The sequence below is a fragment of the Spectribacter acetivorans genome (genome assembly GCF_031846305.1).
Taxonomy (GTDB): domain Bacteria; phylum Pseudomonadota; class Gammaproteobacteria; order Nevskiales; family Salinisphaeraceae; genus Spectribacter; species Spectribacter acetivorans.
Genome location: NZ_JAVRHY010000010.1, coordinates 60,309 through 81,183, shown reverse-complemented (window position 1 = coordinate 81,183; position 20,875 = coordinate 60,309). Strand labels below are relative to the sequence as shown.

Here is a 20,875-nt window from a genome sequence, read left to right as displayed (position 1 = left end):
GGCGTACCATAAGTGCCGTGTGACTCTTGCCAACCGGTGCCGCGCTCATCATGCATCTTCAAGCCGTCATGCTGGATCGGCTGCCGCTGGACCGGGGCGATCTGGACTTCGCACCGATCCGGGCGGCGGTCGATCAACTGGTCTGCCACGATGCGACCGCGCCGGGCGAGATCACGGACCGTCTGGCCGGCTTCGACGTGGTGCTGGTCAACAAGGTTCAGCTGGACCGCGAGGCGCTGGCAGCGGCCGACCGGCTCAAGCTGGTCTTGGTGATGGCAACCGGCACCAATAACGTGGATACCGATGCCTGCCGGGATCTGGGCATCAGCGTCTGCAATTGTCGCGGCTACGCCACGCCGGCGGTGGTGCAGCATGTGACCGCGCTGCTGACCGCGTTGGCGACCCGCTGGCATGACTATGACGCCGCGATTCGCCGCGGCGACTGGCAGCGGTCGGGGACCTTCTGTCTGCTGGGTTATCCGATTGCCGAACTGGCGGGTCGGCGGCTTGGCATTGTTGGCCACGGTGAGCTGGGGCGCGGCGTGGCCCGGGTGGCCGAGGCCCTGGGCATGGAGGTGCTGCTGGCCGATCGTCCTTACGCCCGCAAAATCCGGCCCGGGCGATTGTCCTTCGACGCGATGCTGGCACAGGCGGATGCGCTGACGCTGCACTGCCCGCTGACCGATGCCACGCGCCACCTGATCGACGCCGACGCCCTGGCGCGGATGCCCGATCATGCCCTGCTAATCAACACCGCCCGCGGCGGGCTGGTGGATGAGGCGGCGCTGGCGGACGCGCTGCGGGCCGGGGAGATCGGCGGCGCCGGGATCGATGTGTTCTCGCGGGAGCCGCCCCCGGCCGATCATCCCCTGCTGGCCGAGAACATCCCCAATCTGATCATCACCCCACACAGCGCCTGGGGCAGTCTGGAGGCCCGTCGCCGGCTGGTAGGGCAGCTGGCGGAGAATCTGCTGGCTTTCCGGGACGGGGCGCCCATCCGGCTGGTGTGAGCGACCGCCTCCCGGCCGGATACGTTAGGCTCCACGGCGATGGTTTTATCACGTGGATTGGCATGGCAGGTATGAATCGATCGTCCCGTTTAGCCCAGGGGCTCGCGTGGATGGCGCTCGCGGGCGTAATGAGCGGTTGCGCCGCGTTGCGGACCTATCAGGCGGAATCGCCGGGGGTGCGGGTGGCCGACATTCAGGTAGCGAAGTTCTCGTTTACCGAACAGGTACTCGACGTCACCCTGGATGTATCCAATCCCAATGCCTACGCGCTCGCGATTGCCGGTATCGACTACGAGTTGCTGGTGGACGGGCAGGCCCTGGCCGATGGCGCCACCAGTGATGGATTCACGCTGCCGGCCAGTGGGTCGACCCAGGTGCAGATCAGCGTGGCGGGCGACCTGCTGGACGGCATGTCGCGCTATCAGGAATGGCAGAAGCAGGGCCGGAAGGTGGTGGCGTATGTCCTGGCGGGAGGTCTGCGCGTCAGCGGGGTGCCGGTGAGCCTGCCGTTCAGTTACTCGGACAAGATATCGCTGACACCGCCCTGATCGCTGCAATGCGCTAGCATCAGGTCGGTTTCAATACGGGATACGAGCATGCAGAGCAGGATTAGCGCCGCGATTCTCGGCATTTTCGTGGCCGCCGGGCTGGCGCTGGCGGGCTGGTTCGTGGCCGATGCGGCCCGGGCCCTGCGCGCGGCGGACCGCGTGGTGGAGGTCAAGGGCCTGGCCGAACGCGAAGTGGCGGCCGATCTCGCGCTGTGGTCGCTGGCCTACACCACCACCGCCGATGATCTGGAAGGCCTGCATCGGGCCCTGGATGCCGATGCCGAGGCGATTGCGGCGTTTCTGACCGAGCGCGGTTTCGATGCGGATGCCATCACCCGGGGGCCGCCGAACATCACCGACCGGGATGCCTTTTCCAACAACAACGCCGACGACCGCTACCAGGCCCAGGCAGTGACGCTGGTGCGTACCGGCCGAGTGGATGCGGTCAAGGCCGCGCAGCAGGAAACCAATGCGTTGATCGCGGCTGGGGTCACACTCAATCGCAATTACGAGTATCCCACCGAGTACCTGTTTACGCAGCTCAACGAGATCAAGCCGGACATGATCGCGGAGGCCACGAAAAGCGCCCGCGAGGCCGCCGAGCAGTTCGCGGAGGATTCCGGCAGCGAAGTGGGCGGCATTCGCCGGGCCCGCCAGGGCTATTTCTCAATCGAGGACCGTGACCGTCTGTCGCCCCAAGTGAAGCGCGTCCGGGTGGTGACTACGGTGGAGTATTTCCTGACCGATTGATTCGCTTGCACTGACGGCCGGTGCCGCCTACCGTCAGCCGCCGGAACCCACCGAGACGGGGTGACTACCCATGCCGCAGAAACTGCTTTCCTTCGCCACGGGCGGCCGCGGCACCATGGACATCACCGGCGACGTGGCCGCGGTGGTGGCCGACGCCGGGGTTGCCACCGGCCTGTGCCATGTCTTCTGCCGTCACACCAGCGCGTCGCTGATGATCTGCGAGAACGCCGATCCGGACGTCCGGGCCGATCTGGAACGATGGCTGGCCGATGCAGTGCCCGATGGCGATCCGCGCTACGTGCACCAGAGCGAGGGACCGGACGACATGCCGGCGCACATCCGCAGCATTCTGACCGGCATGTCGTTGATGCTGCCGGTCACCGACGGCCGGTTGAACCTGGGCACCTGGCAGGGGGTGTACCTCTACGAGCACCGTGCCGGCCGGCATGACCGGCAGATCGTGGTGACCGTGACGCGCGATCAGGCGGGCTGACATCCGGGCAGGCCGCGTTTCATCCATCGTGCCCGGGCAGCCACTCGGTGCTGCCCCGGATTTCGGTGCGTTCGCCCTCGACATCCACCGGAATAGACCACTCGCCGACCACGCCGGGCTTGCTCCGGTCCGCGGGCGGGTCGCCCTTGTGGAAGGCGCGTGGGTCACGCCAGCCGAATCCGCCCGTTGTTGACGCGACGGCCCATTTCGCGCCGTCGCCGCCGCTGTCTTCATGACCGATGGGCGAGTCGGACGGCGCGGCGATGCGCCAGGTCGGGCTGCGGCGATTCACCAGCACCTTGCCGGGGATATAGCGCACGAAGGGCTCGCCCTCGATTCCCAGGACGGTAAAGCTGGCGTTGCCGCGGTTGGCGATGAATACACCCGGCACCAGGCCCGCCAGCGGGTAGACGCTGACATCCGCCGCGGGCGCCTGGTCCGATGCAAGGCGGGTGCGGTACAGGCCATTGGGCGCGTCGCGGTAGAGGAAATAGCCGGAGATGATGTGTTCTTCGCCGCGAAAACGCACCGGAATGGCCCAGCGCTGGACCAGCACCTCGTCCTCGTATTCGCGCAGCGTCGGCACCGTCATGCCGTCCACCTGCAGGCGTGAATCGAACCAGGCCCAGGCCGGCCCGTTGTCCACCCGCTGCCAGCGCGGTTCGCCGGCAGCGCTGGCGGGTGGTGGTCGGTCCTCGGCATAGCGGCTGCGGTGAAAGGCCGAACTGGCCAGGTTGGCGGTGGTTTCGTGCGGGCCGATGCGCAGGAATGGCTGATCGCCGTGATCGAGAATCTCGAGGGTGTCGCCGGTCAGGTTATGCACGGCGATACGGGGCGAGGCCGTCTGCTGCAGTTGTACCAGCAAACCATCCAGCGCAGGCGGGAGCCGATCCAGCGAAGGGCGGATCTGCCAGACGCGGGCATCCGCATCCGCCGCATGGGTGACCGGGCTGGCCAGCAGGAGGGCGGCTGCGCCCAGGCAGCTAAGGAGTCGGCTTGTAATGTTTCGCGTCATCCGGCTTTAGTGCCGGAAATGACGCATCCCCGTCAATAGCATGGCAATGCCGGCCTCGTCCGCGGCGGCGATCACTTCATCGTCTCGGATGGAACCACCGGGCTGGATGACGGCCTTGATGCCGGCCCTGGCGGCCGCGTCGATGCCGTCGCGAAAGGGAAAGAAGGCGTCGGAAGCCATCACCGCGCCCGGGACTTCCAGCCCCGCTTCCCCGGCCTTGATGCCCGCGATGCGGGCGGAATCCACGCGGCTCATCTGCCCCGCGCCGATGCCCACGGTCTGACCGTTGCGCGCGTAGACGATGGCGTTGGACTTGACGTATTTGGCCACGCGCCAGGCAAACAGCAGGTCGGCGTGCTCCTGCTCGGTGGGTGCGCGGGCGGTGGCGGTCTGCAGGCTGGTTTCGTCCAGCAGCGGGATGTCGTCGTCCTGGACCAGCAGGCCGCCGCTGATCGGCTTGAAGGTGAGCGCCGCCGCCGCGGTGCCGGGCCAGCCCGTTTGCAGCACGCGCACATTCTTCTTGCCGGCCAGGGCCTGGCGGGCGGCCTGATTGACCGCCGGCGCGATGATCACCTCGGCGAACTGGTTGTCGACGATGGCCTGCGCGGCCGGCCCGTCGAGCTCGCCGTTGAAGGCGATGATGCCGCCGAAGGCCGATACCGGGTCGGTGGCGAAGGCGCGCCGGTAGGCGTCCTCCTGGTCGCGCCCGGTGGCCACGCCGCAGGGATTGGCGTGCTTGACGATCACGCAGGCCGGGGCGTCGCCGTCGAACGCACGAATGCAGGCGAGGGCGGCATCGGCATCGGCCAGGTTGTTGTAGGACAGGGCCTTGCCCTGGAGTTGTTCGGCGCCGGCCAGACTACCGGCTGCCGGCCTCGCATCGTGATAGAACGCGGCCGCCTGATGCGGATTCTCGCCGTAGCGCAGGATTGCCTTCCGCTGATACTGACGATTGAAGGTGGCCGGAAAGGGCTCGCGTCCGCCATCGGGCGAGATGCGGCCGAGATAGTCGGCGATGGCGTCATCGTAGCCGGCGGTGTGGGCGAAGGCCTTGCCGGCCAGCGCCACTCGCTGGTCCGTCGGAATACCGCCGTCATGGGCGCGTATGGCGTCGAGCAGGGCGGGGTAGTCGTCCGGGTCCACCGCTACGGTGACGAAGGCGTGGTTCTTGGCGGCCGCGCGTATCAGCGTCGGGCCGCCGATGTCGATGTTCTCGATCGCGTCCGCGAAGGGGCAGTCCGGCCGGGCGATGGTGTCGGCAAACGGATAGAGGTTGACCACCACCAGGTCGATCGGCTCGATGCCGTGTTCGGCCATGACCGCGCCGTCCACGTCCCGGCGGCCGAGAATGCCTCCGTGGATGCGGGGATGCAGGGTCTTGACCCGCCCGTCCATGAGCTCCGGGGCGCCGGTATGCTCGCTGACGTCGGTGACCGGCAGATCGGCCTCGCGCAGCGCCCGGGCGGTGCCGCCGGTGGAAAGCAGGTGGACGTTCTGTTCGACCAGGCCGGTGGCCAGCGCGACCAGGCCACGCTTGTCGGAAACACTCAGTAATGCGCGACGCACGGGCCCGGCATCGGCCATGTTCAAACTCCTTCGGAACCGGTGCGCTGGACTAGCGGTCCAGCGCGTACTGTTTCAGTTTCTTGCGCAGCGTGCCGCGGTTGATCCCCAGTACCTCGGCGGCCCGGGACTGATTGCCGGCGCTGTATTCCAGCACTGACGACAGCAGCGGCTTTTCCACCTGCTCCAGCACCATCCGATACAGGTCGCTGGGCGGCTGGCAGCCATTGAGGGCGCGGAAGTACTCATCCAAGCTGTCGCTGACGTGATGACTCAGCGGGATCGGTTGGTTCGGGCGACGGTCAGTCATCGGCGATTCGGCACACGCGCGTCAGCGGTAAGCGGCCAACCACTATAACCGCAAGCTGGAAACAGGCAAACCCGTGGAACCCGTAACGCATGCCCTAGGACGGGAAGAAGCGGATCGGGTAGTTGCCGCGCCATACCGGCACGCCGTCCTGGGCGCCGAAGTTGATCAGGCGAACACGATTGAGAATCTTGTCTTCGAGCTCCGGATTGTCCAGGTCGCTCGACACGATCGACGCCGACGTCACCTCGCCCGAGGGCTGGATTTCGAGTTCCAGCACCACGGTGCCGCGCATGCCGGGGTTGGTGCGCAGCCCGCGCTGATAGATCGAGAACAGCGAACTCTTGTTGCGATCGAATACCACCTGGATGGATTCCACCGATCGCACCGCCTGGCCGCCGCCACCGCTGCGGCCGCTGCCGCCGCCAACAGCCTGACCGCCGCCCGGCGGTCCCTCGACCCGGGTGGTGCTGCGGCCGGCCAGCTCGGTGCCGCCGCCAAGCTCGCCGGGCGATCCCACCTGGGACTGGATACCGGTACTGCCTTCACCCAGATTGTTGGTGATCAACCGGCGGGTATTGGTGTTGGCCGCCGCGCCGGCGGACAAGTCGCGCTGCGAGCGCACGGACTGCGTCGCCTGATTGTCGCGCACGTCCTGCAATTGGTCGGCAAACGCCATCACGCCCGATTCTCGCGCCCTGGGCTGCGGGCTGGGTTCGGCCACCTCGGGCTCGGGCTGCGGCTGGGGTTCGGGCTCCGGTACCGGTTCGGGTTCCGGCTCTGGTACGGGCTCGGGTTCCGGCGGTGGCTCTTCCTGTTGAACGGGCTCCGGCGGGGGAGGCGGCGGCGGCTCTTCCTGCTGCTCGATTACCAGTTCGGCCAGGCGCGGCGGCAGTTCGTCTTCCTGCTCCTCCTCGGGCAACTCGAACAGCGGCAGCAGCGGCATCAGCAGCGACAGCAGCAGGATCGGTAGCAGGATACCGAACAGGATGCCGGAGAACCGGCGGTCGGCGCGGTCATCCGCGCTCCACGGCAGCTGTGGACCAAGGGCGATCGCACTCATCCCTGCGGTTCCTGTAGGACGGCCAGCGATACCCGGCCGAATTCGGCCGCGGTACCGGTGAGCATGACTTTGCGGATCAGGCGATAGGGCAGTTCCTTGTGTGCCATCACGGTGATCTGGCCGCGGCCGACGGGGGCCTCGCCTTCCTCGGCTTCTTCGGGGTCATCGAGTGCGCTGCGCTGCAGGGCCTCGGCCAGTGCCGGAATGGTGGCCTCGTCCCCGGCCATCGCGCTCTCGTGATCGATGATCTCGCGTCCGTTCACCATGATCCGGTCGCGGGTGAGCATTACCACGATGGTGTCCTCTGCCTGCTTCTCCGCGGTGGATTCGGGCAGGTCCAGATCCTTCGGGCTGGGCAGCGTCTGCACATCGGAGGCATTCACCAGCAGGAAGAACACCAGGATGGTGAAGATATCCATCAGCGACACAAGGTTCATCGTTGGCCGCCGGTTCTGGCGGCTGTGATGGCGCTCCATGCGGCGAGCGCGGCGCGAGGTTCTCATGGCGCATCTCCCAGCGCGATTTCCGGGAACAGTTCGGTCGACACCGACTTGCCGGGGTTATCCGGATCCGGCTGCTTGGCGATGCGCACGGCATCCATCACGTTCACCAGGATGTCGTATTCGGTATCCGGCTCCAGCAGCACGCTGGCCTCGGTGACCTCGGGGTTTTCCGCCTTGATCGCCTGCATGATGTCCGAGAGCCGGTCGTAGTCGAAGCTGTCGTCATCGGTCTGCTCGATGGTAGCCACGCGCCGGCGGCCATCGCCGACGATCAGGGCGGTGTCGCGCACGATCACCTCCAGCCGCAATTTGTCCTCCTGCTCGGTCTGCTCACTGGCGCTGGGCAGATTGAGCTCCAGGATCGCCAGTTTGGTGAACACCGCGGTGATCAGCAGGAACGGCACCAGGATCACCATCAGGTTGAGGAACGCGGTGATATTGAGCTCGCCGACGTCCTTGTCACGCCGGCGGGAGGAAAAGCGGCGACGCATCAAACTGTCTGCCCGTCCTGCTGACGCTGGGCCGGTACCGTGTTGAGGAACTTCACCGAGGCCATTTCCAGGCTATCCACCACGTGGGTGGTCTTGGTAGACAACAGGGCATGAATGAGCAGCAGCGGGATCGCCACCATCAGCCCGAAGGCAGTGGTGTTCATGGCCACCGAGATGCTGGCGGACAGCAGGTCGGCCTTTTCGGCCGGGTCGGCATTGGCCACTGCGGTGAAGGCCTGGATCAGACCGATGATGGTGCCCAGCAGGCCGAGCAGCGTGGCGATGTTGGCAAACGTCGCCAGGTAATGGGTGCGGCGCTCCAGGTTCGGTACCGTCTCCATCAGCGACTCCTCCATGGCCATCTCCACGTCCTCGCGACGGTGGCTGGTGCGCAGGCGCGACAGACCGTAGTTGAGGATGGTGCCGATCTCGGCCTTGGAATCCGCGGTGGCGGACTGGGCGCGGTCGTAATCACCGCTGGCCAGGATCGGGCTCAGGCGATCCCATTCCTTGCGGTTGCGGATTTCGGTGCGGCGAAGATGCCACCAGCGCTCCAGTGCAATCGCCAGACCCAGTCCCAGAATGAACACGATCGGGAACATGAATGGCCCGCCGTTCTGGAAAAAGCTGACGATGGTGTTGTAGGCCTCCATTGAACAATCTCCTTGATTTGTATGCGCCCCGGTCCGGCGCCCGGTGCCGGTGCGGGCCTGTGGGACCGACGCGGGCCCTGATTACTGCCCTTGTGCCTGTTCGTAGTAGTCCAGCCGACGCTGGAATTCGTCGGGATCGATCGGTTCCAGCGGCTCCTCGACCAGGCGGGTGGGCTCGCTGGTCAGGTCGCCCACGCTGCCCTTCTTCCAGGGAACGATGGTCAGGCCCTTGGGCAGTTCCTGGGAACCGAAGATGTTGCTGCCGCCCTCCGGCCCGGCGGCCGGCTGTCCTTCCGGTTGCGCCAGTGCCACGCCGCTGACGGCCAGCATCAGCCCGGCGGCTAGAGTCGTTGCTTGATGTCGGCGATCCATAGCGCCACCTCGTCGTCTGGCTGTTCGGAGAGCGCCTGAAAGCGCTCGTAGTGTGTCAGAGCCTGCTGCGGCCGACGCAGATACACGTCATAGAGAATGCCGAGATTCAGATTCGCGTAACGGTTCTCGGGCTCCGCATTCAGCGCCGCCTTGTAGGCCTGCTCCGCCTTCTGGAACTGGCCATCGCGCCGGTACAGCACGCCCAGGCGGATCAGCGCCTCGGTCAGGCCGGGCTCGAGTTCCACTGCCTTTTCGAAGGCCGCGCGTGCTTCGTCGTCGCGCGACTGCAGCATGCGCGCCGTTCCCAGGTTGGCGTGGGCCTCGGCCAGACCCGGCACCTCGCGGGCCAGCGCGTCGAACACCTCGGCCGCGCGCTCGGCATTACCGGCGCGCAGGGCGCTGGCGCCGCTCTCGAAGCGGGCTGCCTGGTCGCTGGACATCCCGGTCGTTCGGGCCGGCTTGCTGGCGGTACCGTCCTGGTCGGGCCCGGGACCGGGGGCCACGGCACAGCCGGCGGCCAGCATCGCCACCCCGGCGACCAGCGCCAGGTGCTTACTCAACCGTAACAATGCCATCGCTCATGCGCTCCGTCTTGGCGTACCGGGCGGGTAGCAGTTCAGCCAGTTGCGCCAGGCTCTTGCGTACCCATTCGTCGTAAATACCGTTGTCGATGCGCTCGACATTGGCCTCGTGAATGCCGATGGCATCCTCCTCGAAGGGGAAGGCCTGCTCTTCCAGCAGGATTTCATATTGCGCCTTTTCATTGCCGGACAGTTCCGACGGGCGCGGTGATTCCAGCAACGCCTGCCCGAAATCGTAATACAAATCGCCGGTGTGGTACGTGGCAGCGGTGGTTACCTCGGCAATGCCGTAGTCCGCGGCCCGCCCGTAGGCGTCGAGTGCCGCCTGGAGCCGGTCCTTCTTGGCCGGCAGGCTCTGCTCCAGCGGCAGGTCTAGGCGAGTGGAATCGAACGCGGCGCGCTTGTCGCCGGCCAGTTTGAGCGAGGCCCGGGCGGCCAGCGTGCGGGTGCGTTCGGTGGCGGCGCCCGCGTTGGCGGCATGGCTGTCGATCAGGCGCTGGCGCCAGTCGTCCGCCCGCGCCGGGTCGCCCGAGTCCTGGTACAGATCGACCAGTGCATGCTGAGCCTCGATGGTGGTTTCGAAGTCCGGGTCGTGCTCGGTCAGGAGCGCCTCGTAGCCGGCGATGGCAGCACCGGTGGAGCCGGCCTCGGCGCTGAGCTGCGCGGTCTGCATCGCGGCGTCAAGCCGTTGGTCGGGCGCCAGCTGGGCCTGCTGGCTGATGCGGGCGAACTCGTCGGCAGCCGCCAGCTTGTTGCCGTCTTCCAGATGCAGCTCCGCCAGCTTGCGGGTGGCGTCGTCGGCCAGCTCGTTGCCTGGATATTCGCTGCGGAACGATTCCAGCAGGCCGATAGCCGCGCCGGTGTTCTCGGCGCGGATCTGGGCGGCGGCAGCGTCATACAGCGCGGTGGCACGCACATCTTCGGCCACACCGGCGGGCACGAGGTCGCGCAGCCGCAGGAATTCCTCGGCGGCCGCTTCATCCTCACCGGCTTCCACCAGGACTTCGCCCTGCTTGTAGAGCACCGTGGCCAGCTGTTGCTCCCAGTTTTCGCCGTCCTGCGGGGTGGCGTTGTTCAGCAGCCAGCGAAGCGCGGTTTCCGCGTCGGCATAGGCTTCGGTGTCCTGCGCGGCAGCGGCCCGTATGCGCCAGGCATTGGCCAGCTGCGTGTTGGTGGGCGGCGGCTGGTGGTCGATCAACTGCTGCGCCAGTTCGTCGGCGGTGGCCAGTTCCCCGGCGCGATAACGGTCCTCGGCCAGGCGTGCCAGGGCGTTGACGGCGTTTTCCTCGGCCGGGTATTCCGCCGCGAAACGCTGGGTGGATTCCAGTACCTGCGGATCGGTTGCGGCGGCATCGCCAGCGGCTTCACGCCAGGCCAGGATCGCCGCGTAGCCGGCTTCCGCGGCCTTTTCATTGGGGGCCATGTCGTAGGCAACCTGCTCGTACATGGTGGCGGCGTCGGCGAAGCGGTCCGCCTCGTACAGCACTTCCCCGCGCAGGAACGCCAGTTCCGGCGCACGCGGTGTTTCCGGGAAGATGGACAGGTAACGGTCGTACCACTCGGCGGCGGCGTCGTAGTCCACGGTCAGCCCGGTTTCCTGGGCACCCGCGTGCAGGGAGCCGGTGATGCTGTCCAGATATTCCTGCAGTCGATCGCGGACCTCGTCCACCGTGAGCGGGTCCTCGCCGTACCAGGACTGCTTGTCGATGCCGTAGCGCGTCACGTAGGCCTGTTTGGCCTCCAGGGCCGGCTTGTCGAAGCCGCCGGCCTCGAGGGCCTCGATGGACGCTACTTCCAGCGCCTTGGCCTGGGGGTGTTCCGGATTGCGGCGGGCGAAGGCCAGCGCCGTTTCTGACGCGTCGGTGTAGCGTTCCTTTTCCAGGTAGTAGTCCATCAGCCGCTGCGTCAGCAGATATTCGTAGGGCTGGGCCTGTTGCTGATCGACGAAGTCGGCGGGCGTGTATTCCGCGCCCAGCAGCGCGAAGTTGAGCGTCATGTTGCGCAGCGCGTCACGGGCGACTTCGGCGCTGGCCTCGGGAATGTCCGCCACCGCCAGGGTGCCGTCCTCGGCAATACCGCCGGTGCCGACCAGCTGCCGGATCACCTCGAGTTCGTCGGACAGCGCATCCTGGTGGCGCGCCAGCTTGTAGTAGGACCAGCCGCGCTTGTAGAGCGCCTGGATGTAGAAGTTGGCATCCTCGCCGCGCTCGACCAGCCAGGTGTAGTCCTCGGCGGCCACCCGGTAACTGCCGTTGACGAACCGGGTTTCGGCGCGGCGGAAGTAGGCCTCCGGAATCAGCTTGAAATCGGGATAGTTGTCGATCAGCCGGGTCAGGGCGGTGATGCCGGCGGCGGTATCACCGGCCAGGTCGGCGGCGTGCGCCGCGCGGTACAGCAAATCGGCTTCCCGCTCGCGGTAGCTCTGCACCGCGACCAGTCGCTGGTAGATGTTGAGCGCCCGGCGGGCAGGTTCCCGCGGATCGCTCGACTGGCTGGCGATGGCCAGCTCGGTGTCGGCCAGGCGACGCAGAATGGGGTTGCGCTCGCTGGGATCCTGCGTGAGTTTCAGCAGTTCACGATAGTTCTCGCGCATCTCCTCGAGACCGGCTTCACGCGGCTCCGAGGGGGTGATCTCGATCTGGCGTTCCTCCAGGCTCTTGAGGGTGGCGGGTGCTTCGTCCTGGGCCTGGGCCAGTGCGGTGGTCAGGCCTACCACGACCCCCAGGCCGAGACTGTGAAACCAGCGTGTCATGGTGCACCCCCCTCCGAGGCCCCGGCAGCAGCCGTGTCGAATAATGCGGCCCGTCCGCGCCGGATCTGGGCCAGATATGCGTCGAGAAACGCCTTGCGGCGACTCAGGATACGGTGAGTTTGCCCGCGCAGGAAGTCGGCATGCCGGTTCAGCGTCGCGGTCAGCTGTGATCGGGTGGTCTGAATGCGCTCGGCCGCAGCGCGTAGACGGTCGCGGCGTTGTGCCAGGCGGGGCGGCAGGGTATCGGACGTCAGCACTTCACGGAACACGGCCCGCTGAACCGGCTGTTCCAGTTCGGCGACCTGTTGCTGCCAGCGGTCGAGGCGGTCGAAGTTCATGCTGAGATCGTTCATGTCCGTAATGATGGTCTGGACGTCCTGCCGGGCGAGAATGTCCGCCAGCGGCACCGGCAGCGCTGCGGCCTCCACATCCAGTGACTGCAGCAGGCGCACCTCGGGAGCGGTATCGGCCGACCGGCGTGGCTCTGCAACCGCGCCGGACCTGGACAGCCGGTCCAGCAGGTCCCGGGTGGCCTGGCGCCGGGGCAGGAGCCGGTCCAGCGCTTCGGCATAGGCGGTTTCCGCCCGCTGACTGGCCGCCAGCTGCTGGAAGGCGTGGCCGGTCGCCATCAGCGCTTCCTGCACCGCGACGTCATCGGCATTGCGGCCGCCCAGTTCCAGCCATGGCCGTAGCGCCCGGCGGTAGCGTTCTTCCGCGGTTTCGCCGCCGTCTTCCCACTGGAATTCGTCACGGTCGCGGAACATGCGCGGACGGCCGCAGGATTCGCGCGGCATCCGGCGCAGTACCGGCAGAGAGTCGGGTAGCAGGCGAGCGGGGTCCTCGAGGCAGCGGATGCGCCGCAACAGCAGCAGGTCCTGGGGTTCGCCGTCGGGGGCCAGTTCCGACCAGCCGAGGCCGAGCAGGGCCTTGTCCGAGAACGGGCCGTCAAGACGGATACGCTTGAACAGGCCGCGCGCGGTGGCACCCTGGCCGAGTTCCAGAAAGCCGAATGCCAGGACCAGGTTCGCCTTGTCGCGTAGTGCCCGTGCGCTTGCCGTATCCGCATCCATGCGTCCGATTTCGTTGAGTTCGCCGGCACCTTCCTCGTTCCGGCCGGCGCGTACCAGCGCCACGCCGAGATTGTAGCGCGCAACGAGGTCGTCATCGTGGTCATCGATCCAGCGGCGCAGCGTCGCCGCCGCTTCCTCGGATTGGCCGGCCGCCAGCTGGAGTTGTCCGCGCAGCCCGCCAAGCCGGTCGGTGATGTCGTCCGGGATCATGATCACCACCCGGTCCAGGGCGGTCAGGGCCTGCTCGGGCGCGCCGCGTTGCTGCCAGGCCCTGGCAAGCTCGAACCACAGCCGGGTGCGTTCGGTGGCCGGCGGCTGGTCATCCAGCGCCTGTAACGTCTGCTGCGCCTGTTCGAGCAGGCCCGCGGCCAGCAGCGACCGCGCATGCGTCAGGCCCCCGGCCGCGCGAGTGCCCCGATACCGGAGCAGTGCCTCGTGCGGTGTACCCGTCCGCTGAAGATACTGGGCATGGGCGCCATGGAGTTCTTCCGCCGGGGCCGCCCGCAGGGCTTCGGCGGCGCCGACGGGTGCGACGGCGCAGGCCACACACAGGCCAAGGGCCGCGGGACCCGATACGGTCATGGCAGATCGTCGTAGCTGCGTGCGATCAGTCCCGGTCCGCCGTTGTTGCGACCGGCGTTGTCCACGGTGACCTCGGGCGCCAGCCGCAGTTCGAGCAGTCTCGGCCCCTCGGGCTTGTCGACGGTGAAGCGCTGCTCCCGGCGATAGGGCTGACCGTCCCATTGCCCTTCGAAGCGCACCCGAACTCGGTGCGGGCCGGGGTCGATGCCGGCGATGAACAGTTGCTGGGCGCCCTGATCCGAAAGCGCCGATCGTTCCTGGTCGCTGTAGCGATGGCGCGCGACCACCGTGCCGTCCACGCTGAGTTCCACCGCATCGAGCGTGAAATCGGTCATTGCCGGATCCACGGTGAAGAACACGGTCCAGCGGCGCGGGGCGGGATAATTGATGTCCTGTTCGAGATCGGTCAGCTCCGCCTCGAGATCGAGCATTTCCAGCTTGAGGTTCTGGGTGGCTTGATCGAGCGCCCGCAGTTCGCTGTCGGCATCCGGTTCGGCGGCAGTGGCGGCAGCCATCGTCAGGGCCAGGATGACCCCGATGAACGGGCGGACAGGGAGATTCATAAAGGCGCTTTTGCGGGACTCTTCGCTTGAAGTCATCGGCGAACTCGGTCGAAGTCTTGAGCGTCGCCGCGTGAGTCCCGAGTATAGACAACCGTTGCCGAAACTGTCATGGCGTGTCGGGATTGCCCGCCCTGTAGAGTGCGGCCAGCCCCTGCCGGGCGTGTGCAAGATAACGGTTGAGTTGCTCGGTCACGATGTCGCGGCGCTGTTGCTGGTGATGTTCGACCGCCCGCGCGAGCCGCTGTTCCAGCGCCGCATGACGGGCCGCCAGCGCCCGCACCCGTTGCGCCAGGCGCTGCATGCGCGCCTCGGCCGGGGGGGTATTGATTGGTGGCGGGGCGGTCCGGGCGGATGCCAGACCCATGGTCATGAGCCCGCGCGGCAGCACGGAAGGTGCCGGTTCACGGCCGGCATCGGCGCGCCATGCGAGCAGCCCCGCCGCCAGATCCTGCGCCGGCGCCGAGTCGGACAAACGTGACAGTTGTTCCGATAGTCGGCCACCACGCACGCCGAGGTGCCGATGCATGCGCCGCAGATTGTTCGCGATCGCGGCCAGGGCGCGCCGGGTGGTGGTAGGCCCGCCGGTCTTTGCGCCACTCGCCGCGTCGGCCGCCGTGGTTTCCAGCCGACCGATGGCGCCCTGGAAGGCTTGTTCGGCGCCGGCGGCGTCGCCCGCCCGCCACAATGCATGGGGCAGGGCGGCCAGGGCCTCGGCGACCACGGGATCGCCGGGGTCACCGCCGCGGATTGCCGCCTGCCACGCCACCGCCGCGCGCCGGTATTGCGAGGATTCCGTGGCCTGCAGCTCGGCCGAATCCATCAGGCGCTCGTCGTCCTCGAACTGACGACGACGGCAGCTCCGGCGGCTGATCTGGTGCAGGGGTTCGGCGTCGGCCCAGAGCTCCGCATCCTCCGGCGGGCAGACCTGCAGCTGGCGCGCCAGGATCGACTGCGTGAGAGCGCCGGCGCTGATCTCCGACCAGCCGAGCCCGAGCATCGCCTTGCGGCTCAGGGGCCGATCCAGACGCACGCGAAGAAAGGCCTGGCGTGCCTGGCTGCCGCGATCCCGGTCCAGCAGCCAGAATCCCAGCAGGACGTTGGCCTGGTCGGCCAGCAGCTTGCCGGCGGGATCGGGGCCGCTGTAAGTGCCCAGTGCCTGCAGGATGCCGAGGCCCCGTTCCGGTTCGTCGGTCTGCAGCCAGGCCATACCGAGATGGTATCGGGCCAGCCGAGGCAGTGGCTGGATGTCGCGCTGACCCGCCAGCGCCAGGGCGGCCGGGTCGCCGCGCGCGAGGTGCAACTGGGCCCGGGCAAGCAGTCGGGCGCGGGCCAACGCGGCCTCGGGGTCCAGCTGCAGCCGCATGCGGGTGAGGGCGACGATCGCGGCTTCCGGGTCGCCGGTGGCAAGTCTGGCGCGAGCCAACGTCAGGTGCGCGGCGTCCGCGCCGCGAAAGTGTTCCAGAATGGCGCCGGCCGCCATGGTCAGGCCGGCCCCGGCGTAGAGTTGCGCGGCCAGGGGGTCCTCGTCGGACTGTCGGGCCCGCAACCGTGACAGCGCGGAAAGCGGCCGGTCGGTTGCGGCCTGAAAGCGCGCATCGGCCCGGTGCAGCCGCTCGGCCTGCCCGGCCGCCGGCCCTGCCGCGGTGAGGGCAGCCGCGACCAGCAGCACTCTGACTCGGCCCTGCAGCGCCCTCATGGCCGGCGGGTGTTCAGGGGCTCAGCAGCGCGGTCAGCCCGGCCTGCGCCTGTTGCAGGTAGGCGGCCAGCATTCGGTCAGTGGCCTCTCGCTGGGTCTGTCGGGCGGTCGCGGCGGTGTCGGCGAGACGGCGGGTGAGTCCCGACAACTCGGCTTCCTGCCGGTCCAGCGCGCCGGTCAACCGTGCTCGCCGCGCGCCGTTGTCGGTGATCGCCTGGTCGTGGGCGTCGAGCGCGTCCAGTCCGAGCTTGAGTTGCCCCCGTTCCACCGCGCTCGGCGAGCGTGGCGGCAGCGACCAGTCGTCGCCGCGCCGGAGCTCGGCCAGAACCTGACCGAGCCGGTCCAGCGCCTGTTGCCGCCCCGCACCCGGGGTGTCGAGGCGCCCGGCGCGATCCGTCTGTTCATTCAGATCCTGCCGCATGGCCTTCAGACGCTGCTCCTGGCGCTGGAACCGAGCCGCCAGCGGATCGGGAAGCGACGCATTGTCGGCAGTCAGTTCGGCCCGGGCCTGCGTGAGGGTCTCGATTGCCTCGCGGTAGGCGCGTTCCGCACTGTCGGCATCGCCGGATTCGGCCAGAACATGGGGCAGGACCGCGGTCGCCTCGGCGACCACCGGATCGGTGGGGGGTCCCTTCCGCGCGGCGGTCTGCCAGGCCACGAGCGCCCGTTCCCGCTGGGTGCTGTCACCCATGCGCAGGCGAATGAAGTTGACCATGCGCCGACTCTCGTCGTACTTGCGGGTCCGGCATTCCCAGCGCCTGTCCTGGTCGCGGCTGGCGTCGTCCTTCCACAGCTGGGCACTGCCCGGGCGGCAGCTGCGGGCATCGGTACTGGTTTTCACCTGGGGCAGTTCGAGCATGCCCAGTTGCGCCCAGCCGAGGCCGAGCATGCCCCTGGCGGTGAGGGCGGTGTCGGTATCCATGCGCAGGAACACGTCTCTTGCGCTGCTGGGGCGGTCGCGTTCCAGCAGCCAGTAGCCCAGCGCGAGATTGGCTTGATTGGCCAGCAGGCGGCGCTCGGCCTCCTCCCCGCCGTAGCGGCCGAGTTCGTCCAGCATTTCGGCGGCGGCCTCGTCGGCGCCGATGGCCATCCAGGCGGCCGCCAGGTTGTATTGCTCCAGCGGGGCGAGGTCGCGCTCTTCGCGTTGTCGATAGATCACGTCGATGGCATCCCGTGGCCGGTCCGCGCGGAGCATGGCCAGGGCGAGCAGATGCGATTCGTCGGGGGACAGGTCATCAGCGTCCGCGAGCGTGGCGATGACCTGTTCCGGGCGGTCACGGGTGAGTTGCGCCCGGGCCAGCGCGGTCCGGGTTTCCTGTCGTGTGGCCGTGTCGTCGACGTCGGCGAGATGCTCGCCCGCACTGCCGGTCAGGTCGAGTGCCAGTAGGGCGCTTGCGGCCGACGCTGCCGGGGTGGCGACGTCGCGCCAGGCGGCTATCGCCTGCGCCGGTTGCCCGGTGTCGGCGAGCCAGCGGCCGTGATCCCGGCGCAGATCCTCCGCCGGCGATGCAGCGGCAGTGCCGGTCATGGCCAGAATCGAACAGAAAAGCAGCAGTCGCTGTGCCATGGGGCGCGGGTCTCAGTGCCTGACAGCGTCAAGGCGGACCCAGCCATCACGGGCGGCACCGCCCACGAAGTCGAAGTCCGCGGCATAGGCCGCCTGGACGGCGTCGGCCTGCTCGGCGAGCAGGCCGGACAGGCTTAGGCCACCACCGGAATGAACGAGCGACGCCAGTGTTGGCGCCAGTTCGATCAGCGGCGAGGCCAGGATGTTGGCCAGCACCAGATCTGCCGGCTCCGCGGCTTCCACCGGGCCCGTCTTGACCCGTTGCTCGAGCTGATTGGCGCGGGCGTTGTCCCGGGTAGCGACCAGCGACTGCGGGTCGATGTCCACCGCTTGCACGTCGGTGGCGCCGAGCCGGGCGGCGGCCAGGGCCAGCACGCCGGAGCCGCAGCCGTAGTCAAGCACGCGGCGGCCCGCGGGTGGGTGGGCATCCAGCCACTCCAGACACAGCGCGGTGGTGGGGTGGGTACCAGTGCCGAATGCGAGGCCGGGGTCCAGCCGGATCACTACCTGATCCACCGAATCCGGGTCGGCTTCGACCTCGGCGTGGTGCGGACAGACCCACAGCCGCCGGCCGAAACGCATGGGACGGTAATCCTGCATCCAGGCCCGCACCCAGTCGCGGTCTTCGATCAGGGCGGGGCGGCAGTCGATCGACCGCGGCGCCAGGGCGTCACGCAGTGCCGCGGCGAGCTCGGCGGGATCGCGGTCGCCGGGGAACAGGCCGGTGACGGCCGCTTGCGTCCAGGCCGGCGACTGGCCGGGGGCGGTTTCCACCAGCATTTCGTCGCCCGAGCCGCTGACGGTGACGGCGACCGCACCTTCTGCTTCCAGGACCGCCTCCAGCAGGGCCGGGCTGGCCCCGCTGGCCTCGATCTGCAGCCATGCGGGCGCTGACCCGATCACGACCCGCGCAGCAGCTGTTCGAGATAGTGGATGTGCACGCCGCCGTCGATGTGGGCGCGCTCGCCGAGAATGCGCTGATGCAGCGCTATATTGGTGTGGATGCCCTCCACCACCATCTCGGTCAGGGCGTTGCGCATCCGGGCGCTGGCTGCGACACGGTTCTCGCCGTGGGCGATCAGCTTGCCGATCATGGAGTCGTAATGCGGCGGCACCGTGTACCCGCCGTAGGCGTGCGAGTCGACCCGGATGCCGGGGCCGCCGGGGGCGTGATACTTCTCGATCCGCCCCGGGGCCGGCACGAAGGTTTCCGGGTGCTCGGCATTGATCCGGCATTCGATCGCGTGGCCGGTGAAGCGGATGTCCTCCTGAGACCAGCGCAGTTTCTGGCCGTCGGCGATGCGCAGCTGTTCGGCTACCAGATCCACCCCGGTGACCATTTCGGTCACCGGATGCTCCACCTGGATGCGGGTGTTCATCTCGATGAAATGGAATTCGCCGTTCTCGTACAGGAACTCGAAGGTACCCGCCCCGCGATAGCCGATACGCTGGCAGGCTGCCACGCACAGTTCACCGATGCGCTCGCGTTCCTCCGGCGTGATGCCGGGGGCCGGGCTTTCCTCGATCACCTTCTGGTTGCGTCGCTGCACCGAACAGTCACGTTCGCCCAGATGGATGACATTGCCGTGATGGTCAGCCAGCACCTGGATTTCGATATGCCGCGGGGTTTCCAGGTATTTTTCCATGTAGACCAGCGGATTGCCGAAGGCGCTCGCCGCCTCTCGCCGGGCCATGTCGATCGCCCCGGCGAGCGCGGATTGTTCGTAGACCACGTGCATGCCGCGGCCGCCGCCGCCGCCCACGGCCTTCACGATGACCGGGTAGCCGATCTCCTTGGCAATCCGGCGATTCTCGGCGTCGTCATCGGCCAGCGGGCCGCCCGAGCCGGGCACGCAGGGCACGCCGGCGGTCTGCATTTCCTGGATGGCGGAGGTCTTGTCCCCCATCAGCCGGATGGTTTCGGCCGTGGGGCCGATGAAGATGAAGCCCGAGCGCTCGGCCGATTCCGCGAAATCCGCGTTCTCGGACAGGAACCCGTACCCGGGATGGATGCCGGTGGCACCGGTGACCTCGGCGGTGCTCATCAGCGCCGCCATGTTCAGGTAGCTCTGGGCGGCCGGCGCCGGGCCGATGCACACGGCCTCTTCGGCCAGCAGCACATGCTTCTGCTCCCGGTCGGCGGTGGAGTAGGCGGCGACCACGTCGATGCCCAGTTCGCGGCAGGCCCGCAGGATGCGCAGCGCGATTTCGCCGCGGTTGGCAATCAGAACCTTGTCCAGCATGGCGGGCTCAGCCGATCACGAACAGGGGCTGGTCGAACTCCACGGGCTGCCCGTTTTCGACCAGGATGGCGGTGATTTCGCCGCTTGCATCGGCTTCGATCTGGTTGAGCATCTTCATCGCTTCGATGATGCACAGCGTCTGATCGGAGGCCACGCGGTCGCCCACCTCCACGTAGGCGTCGGCGTCCGGCGAGGGGGCTCGATAGAACGTACCCACCATCGGAGCGCGCACGATGTGGCCATCCGGCGTGTCATCGGCCGGGGTGGATTCGGCCGCCGCGGCCTGGCCGGCCGGTTCCGGTGCGGCGGGCGGCGGCGCGGCCGCGGGAGGTGCGCTGGTGGGCATGCTGCCGGCCGGCGGATAACGGCCGATGCGCACGGATTCCTCGCCCTCGCTGATCTCGAGCTCGGCAATGCCCGAGGATTCGACCAGCTCGATGAGCTTCTTGAGCTTGCGTATGTCCACGCTGGTTCCCCTGTTTGTTGTGGTCAGGCGCGGTCGGCGGCGAGCCGCGCCAGTGCCGCCTGCATGGCCAGGTCGTAACCCTGGGCGCCCAGCCCGCTGATCACGCCGACGGCGATATCGGAAAAATAGGAGTGGTGCCGGAATGCTTCCCGCGCCCAGATGTTCGACAGATGAATCTCGATGAAGGGCGTATCCACCGCCAGCAGCGCGTCGCGCAGCGCGACGCTGGTGTGCGTGAACGCCGCCGGGTTGAACAGGATCATGTCCACCCCTTCTTCAGCGCCCTGATGGATACGCTCGATCAGCGCGGCTTCCGCGTTCGATTGCAGGCAGGCGAAGTCGGTGCCGGCCTCGGCCGCCTGCTGCTGCAGGCGCTGCTCGATATCACCCAGCGTCTGCATGCCGTAGAGGCCGGGCTCGCGTTGCCCCAGCCGGTTGAGGTTGGGACCGTTGAGCAGGAGAATCTTGGCCACGCATGCGCCCTGATCGAAGTTGCATTGATTGTGCCGCAATCGATCGGCGATGTACACAGCCAGCCTTTTTAGCGCCAGATCGCGCCCGTTCGAGGCAAGATTGCGCTTGCCGGG

General features: G+C 67.8%; 22 protein-coding genes. 4 read left to right on the top strand and 18 right to left on the bottom strand.

All coding sequences use genetic code 11. The annotated features are described in order from the left end of the window. Positions 1–50: 50 nt before the first annotated feature. From RM531_RS11485 to RM531_RS11470, 4 genes are all read left to right on the top strand, one after another. Positions 51–1,010, top strand: a complete 960-nt coding sequence (locus RM531_RS11485) for a 2-hydroxyacid dehydrogenase (protein ID WP_311659411.1) — start codon at positions 51–53, stop codon at positions 1,008–1,010. Positions 1,011–1,120: 110 nt separating this feature from the next. Beyond that, positions 1,121–1,558 carry an LEA/WHy family protein gene (locus RM531_RS11480; protein WP_311659410.1) on the top strand — a complete coding sequence of 146 codons (438 nt, stop codon included), beginning with the start codon at positions 1,121–1,123 and terminating at the stop codon, positions 1,556–1,558. A 48-nt stretch (positions 1,559–1,606) separates the two neighbouring features. Further along, a complete protein-coding gene (locus tag RM531_RS11475) occupies positions 1,607–2,308 on the top strand; it encodes an SIMPL domain-containing protein (protein WP_311659409.1) in 702 nt (233 codons plus the stop codon). A 70-nt stretch (positions 2,309–2,378) separates the two neighbouring features. After that, positions 2,379–2,801 carry a secondary thiamine-phosphate synthase enzyme YjbQ gene (locus RM531_RS11470; RefSeq protein ID WP_311659408.1) on the top strand — a complete coding sequence of 141 codons (423 nt, stop codon included), beginning with the start codon at positions 2,379–2,381 and terminating at the stop codon, positions 2,799–2,801. Positions 2,802–2,820: 19 nt separating this feature from the next. Here RM531_RS11470 and RM531_RS11465 read toward each other — a convergent pair whose 3' ends face one another. From RM531_RS11465 to aroQ, 18 genes are all read right to left on the bottom strand, one after another. Continuing rightward, positions 2,821–3,816, bottom strand: coding sequence for a hypothetical protein (locus RM531_RS11465; protein WP_311659407.1), 996 nt, complete (start codon positions 3,814–3,816; stop codon positions 2,821–2,823). 6 nt (positions 3,817–3,822) lie between these two features. Beyond that, complete coding sequence (purH, locus tag RM531_RS11460; RefSeq protein ID WP_311659406.1) at positions 3,823–5,400, bottom strand: bifunctional phosphoribosylaminoimidazolecarboxamide formyltransferase/IMP cyclohydrolase; 1,578 nt, start codon at positions 5,398–5,400, stop codon at positions 3,823–3,825. Positions 5,401–5,431: 31 nt separating this feature from the next. After that, positions 5,432–5,689: a DNA-binding transcriptional regulator Fis gene (fis, locus tag RM531_RS11455; RefSeq protein WP_311659405.1), complete on the bottom strand. Its 258-nt coding sequence runs from the start codon at positions 5,687–5,689 to the stop codon at positions 5,432–5,434. A gap of 94 nt (positions 5,690–5,783) precedes the next feature. Next, the gene (locus tag RM531_RS11450; RefSeq protein ID WP_311659404.1) at positions 5,784–6,749 is read right to left on the bottom strand and encodes an AgmX/PglI C-terminal domain-containing protein; all 966 of its coding nucleotides are present in this window, start codon (positions 6,747–6,749) and stop codon (positions 5,784–5,786) included. Then, positions 6,746–7,252, bottom strand: a complete 507-nt coding sequence (locus RM531_RS11445; protein WP_311659403.1) for an ExbD/TolR family protein — start codon at positions 7,250–7,252, stop codon at positions 6,746–6,748. Before RM531_RS11445 ends, RM531_RS11450 begins: the two co-directional genes overlap by 4 nt. Further along, entirely contained in the window at positions 7,249–7,743 is a 495-nt protein-coding gene (locus RM531_RS11440; protein WP_311659402.1) for an ExbD/TolR family protein, read from the bottom strand. Before RM531_RS11440 ends, RM531_RS11445 begins: the two co-directional genes overlap by 4 nt. Further along, on the bottom strand, positions 7,743–8,396 hold the full coding sequence (locus RM531_RS11435; RefSeq protein ID WP_311659401.1) for a MotA/TolQ/ExbB proton channel family protein: 654 nt from the start codon (positions 8,394–8,396) through the stop codon (positions 7,743–7,745). Before RM531_RS11435 ends, RM531_RS11440 begins: the two co-directional genes overlap by 1 nt. Before the next feature lie 81 nt (positions 8,397–8,477). Next, complete coding sequence (locus tag RM531_RS11430; RefSeq protein ID WP_311659400.1) at positions 8,478–8,768, bottom strand: hypothetical protein; 291 nt, start codon at positions 8,766–8,768, stop codon at positions 8,478–8,480. Next, on the bottom strand, positions 8,738–9,328 hold the full coding sequence (locus RM531_RS11425; RefSeq protein WP_311659399.1) for a tetratricopeptide repeat protein: 591 nt from the start codon (positions 9,326–9,328) through the stop codon (positions 8,738–8,740). The genes RM531_RS11430 and RM531_RS11425 overlap by 31 nt, the downstream gene beginning before the upstream one ends. Next, a complete protein-coding gene (locus RM531_RS11420) occupies positions 9,321–12,101 on the bottom strand; it encodes a tetratricopeptide repeat protein (RefSeq protein ID WP_311659398.1) in 2,781 nt (926 codons plus the stop codon). The genes RM531_RS11425 and RM531_RS11420 overlap by 8 nt, the downstream gene beginning before the upstream one ends. After that, entirely contained in the window at positions 12,098–13,753 is a 1,656-nt protein-coding gene (locus RM531_RS11415) for a tetratricopeptide repeat protein (protein WP_311659397.1), read from the bottom strand. The genes RM531_RS11420 and RM531_RS11415 overlap by 4 nt, the downstream gene beginning before the upstream one ends. Next, a complete protein-coding gene (locus RM531_RS11410; protein ID WP_311659395.1) occupies positions 13,750–14,316 on the bottom strand; it encodes a hypothetical protein in 567 nt (188 codons plus the stop codon). The genes RM531_RS11415 and RM531_RS11410 overlap by 4 nt, the downstream gene beginning before the upstream one ends. 106 nt (positions 14,317–14,422) lie before the next feature. Beyond that, positions 14,423–15,985, bottom strand: coding sequence for a hypothetical protein (locus tag RM531_RS11405; protein WP_311659394.1), 1,563 nt, complete (start codon positions 15,983–15,985; stop codon positions 14,423–14,425). Between the two features lie 40 nt (positions 15,986–16,025). Beyond that, positions 16,026–17,579 carry a hypothetical protein gene (locus RM531_RS11400; protein ID WP_311659393.1) on the bottom strand — a complete coding sequence of 518 codons (1,554 nt, stop codon included), beginning with the start codon at positions 17,577–17,579 and terminating at the stop codon, positions 16,026–16,028. A 12-nt stretch (positions 17,580–17,591) separates the two neighbouring features. After that, the gene (gene prmA, locus RM531_RS11395; protein WP_311659392.1) at positions 17,592–18,482 is read right to left on the bottom strand and encodes a 50S ribosomal protein L11 methyltransferase; all 891 of its coding nucleotides are present in this window, start codon (positions 18,480–18,482) and stop codon (positions 17,592–17,594) included. Beyond that, positions 18,479–19,822 carry an acetyl-CoA carboxylase biotin carboxylase subunit gene (gene accC, locus RM531_RS11390; RefSeq protein WP_311659391.1) on the bottom strand — a complete coding sequence of 448 codons (1,344 nt, stop codon included), beginning with the start codon at positions 19,820–19,822 and terminating at the stop codon, positions 18,479–18,481. The genes prmA and accC overlap by 4 nt, the downstream gene beginning before the upstream one ends. A 7-nt stretch (positions 19,823–19,829) precedes the next feature. Further along, the gene (gene accB / locus RM531_RS11385; RefSeq protein WP_311659390.1) at positions 19,830–20,288 is read right to left on the bottom strand and encodes an acetyl-CoA carboxylase biotin carboxyl carrier protein; all 459 of its coding nucleotides are present in this window, start codon (positions 20,286–20,288) and stop codon (positions 19,830–19,832) included. A gap of 23 nt (positions 20,289–20,311) precedes the next feature. Beyond that, positions 20,312–20,761 carry a type II 3-dehydroquinate dehydratase gene (aroQ, locus tag RM531_RS11380; RefSeq protein WP_311659389.1) on the bottom strand — a complete coding sequence of 150 codons (450 nt, stop codon included), beginning with the start codon at positions 20,759–20,761 and terminating at the stop codon, positions 20,312–20,314. Between the last annotated feature and the right edge of the window lie 114 nt (positions 20,762–20,875).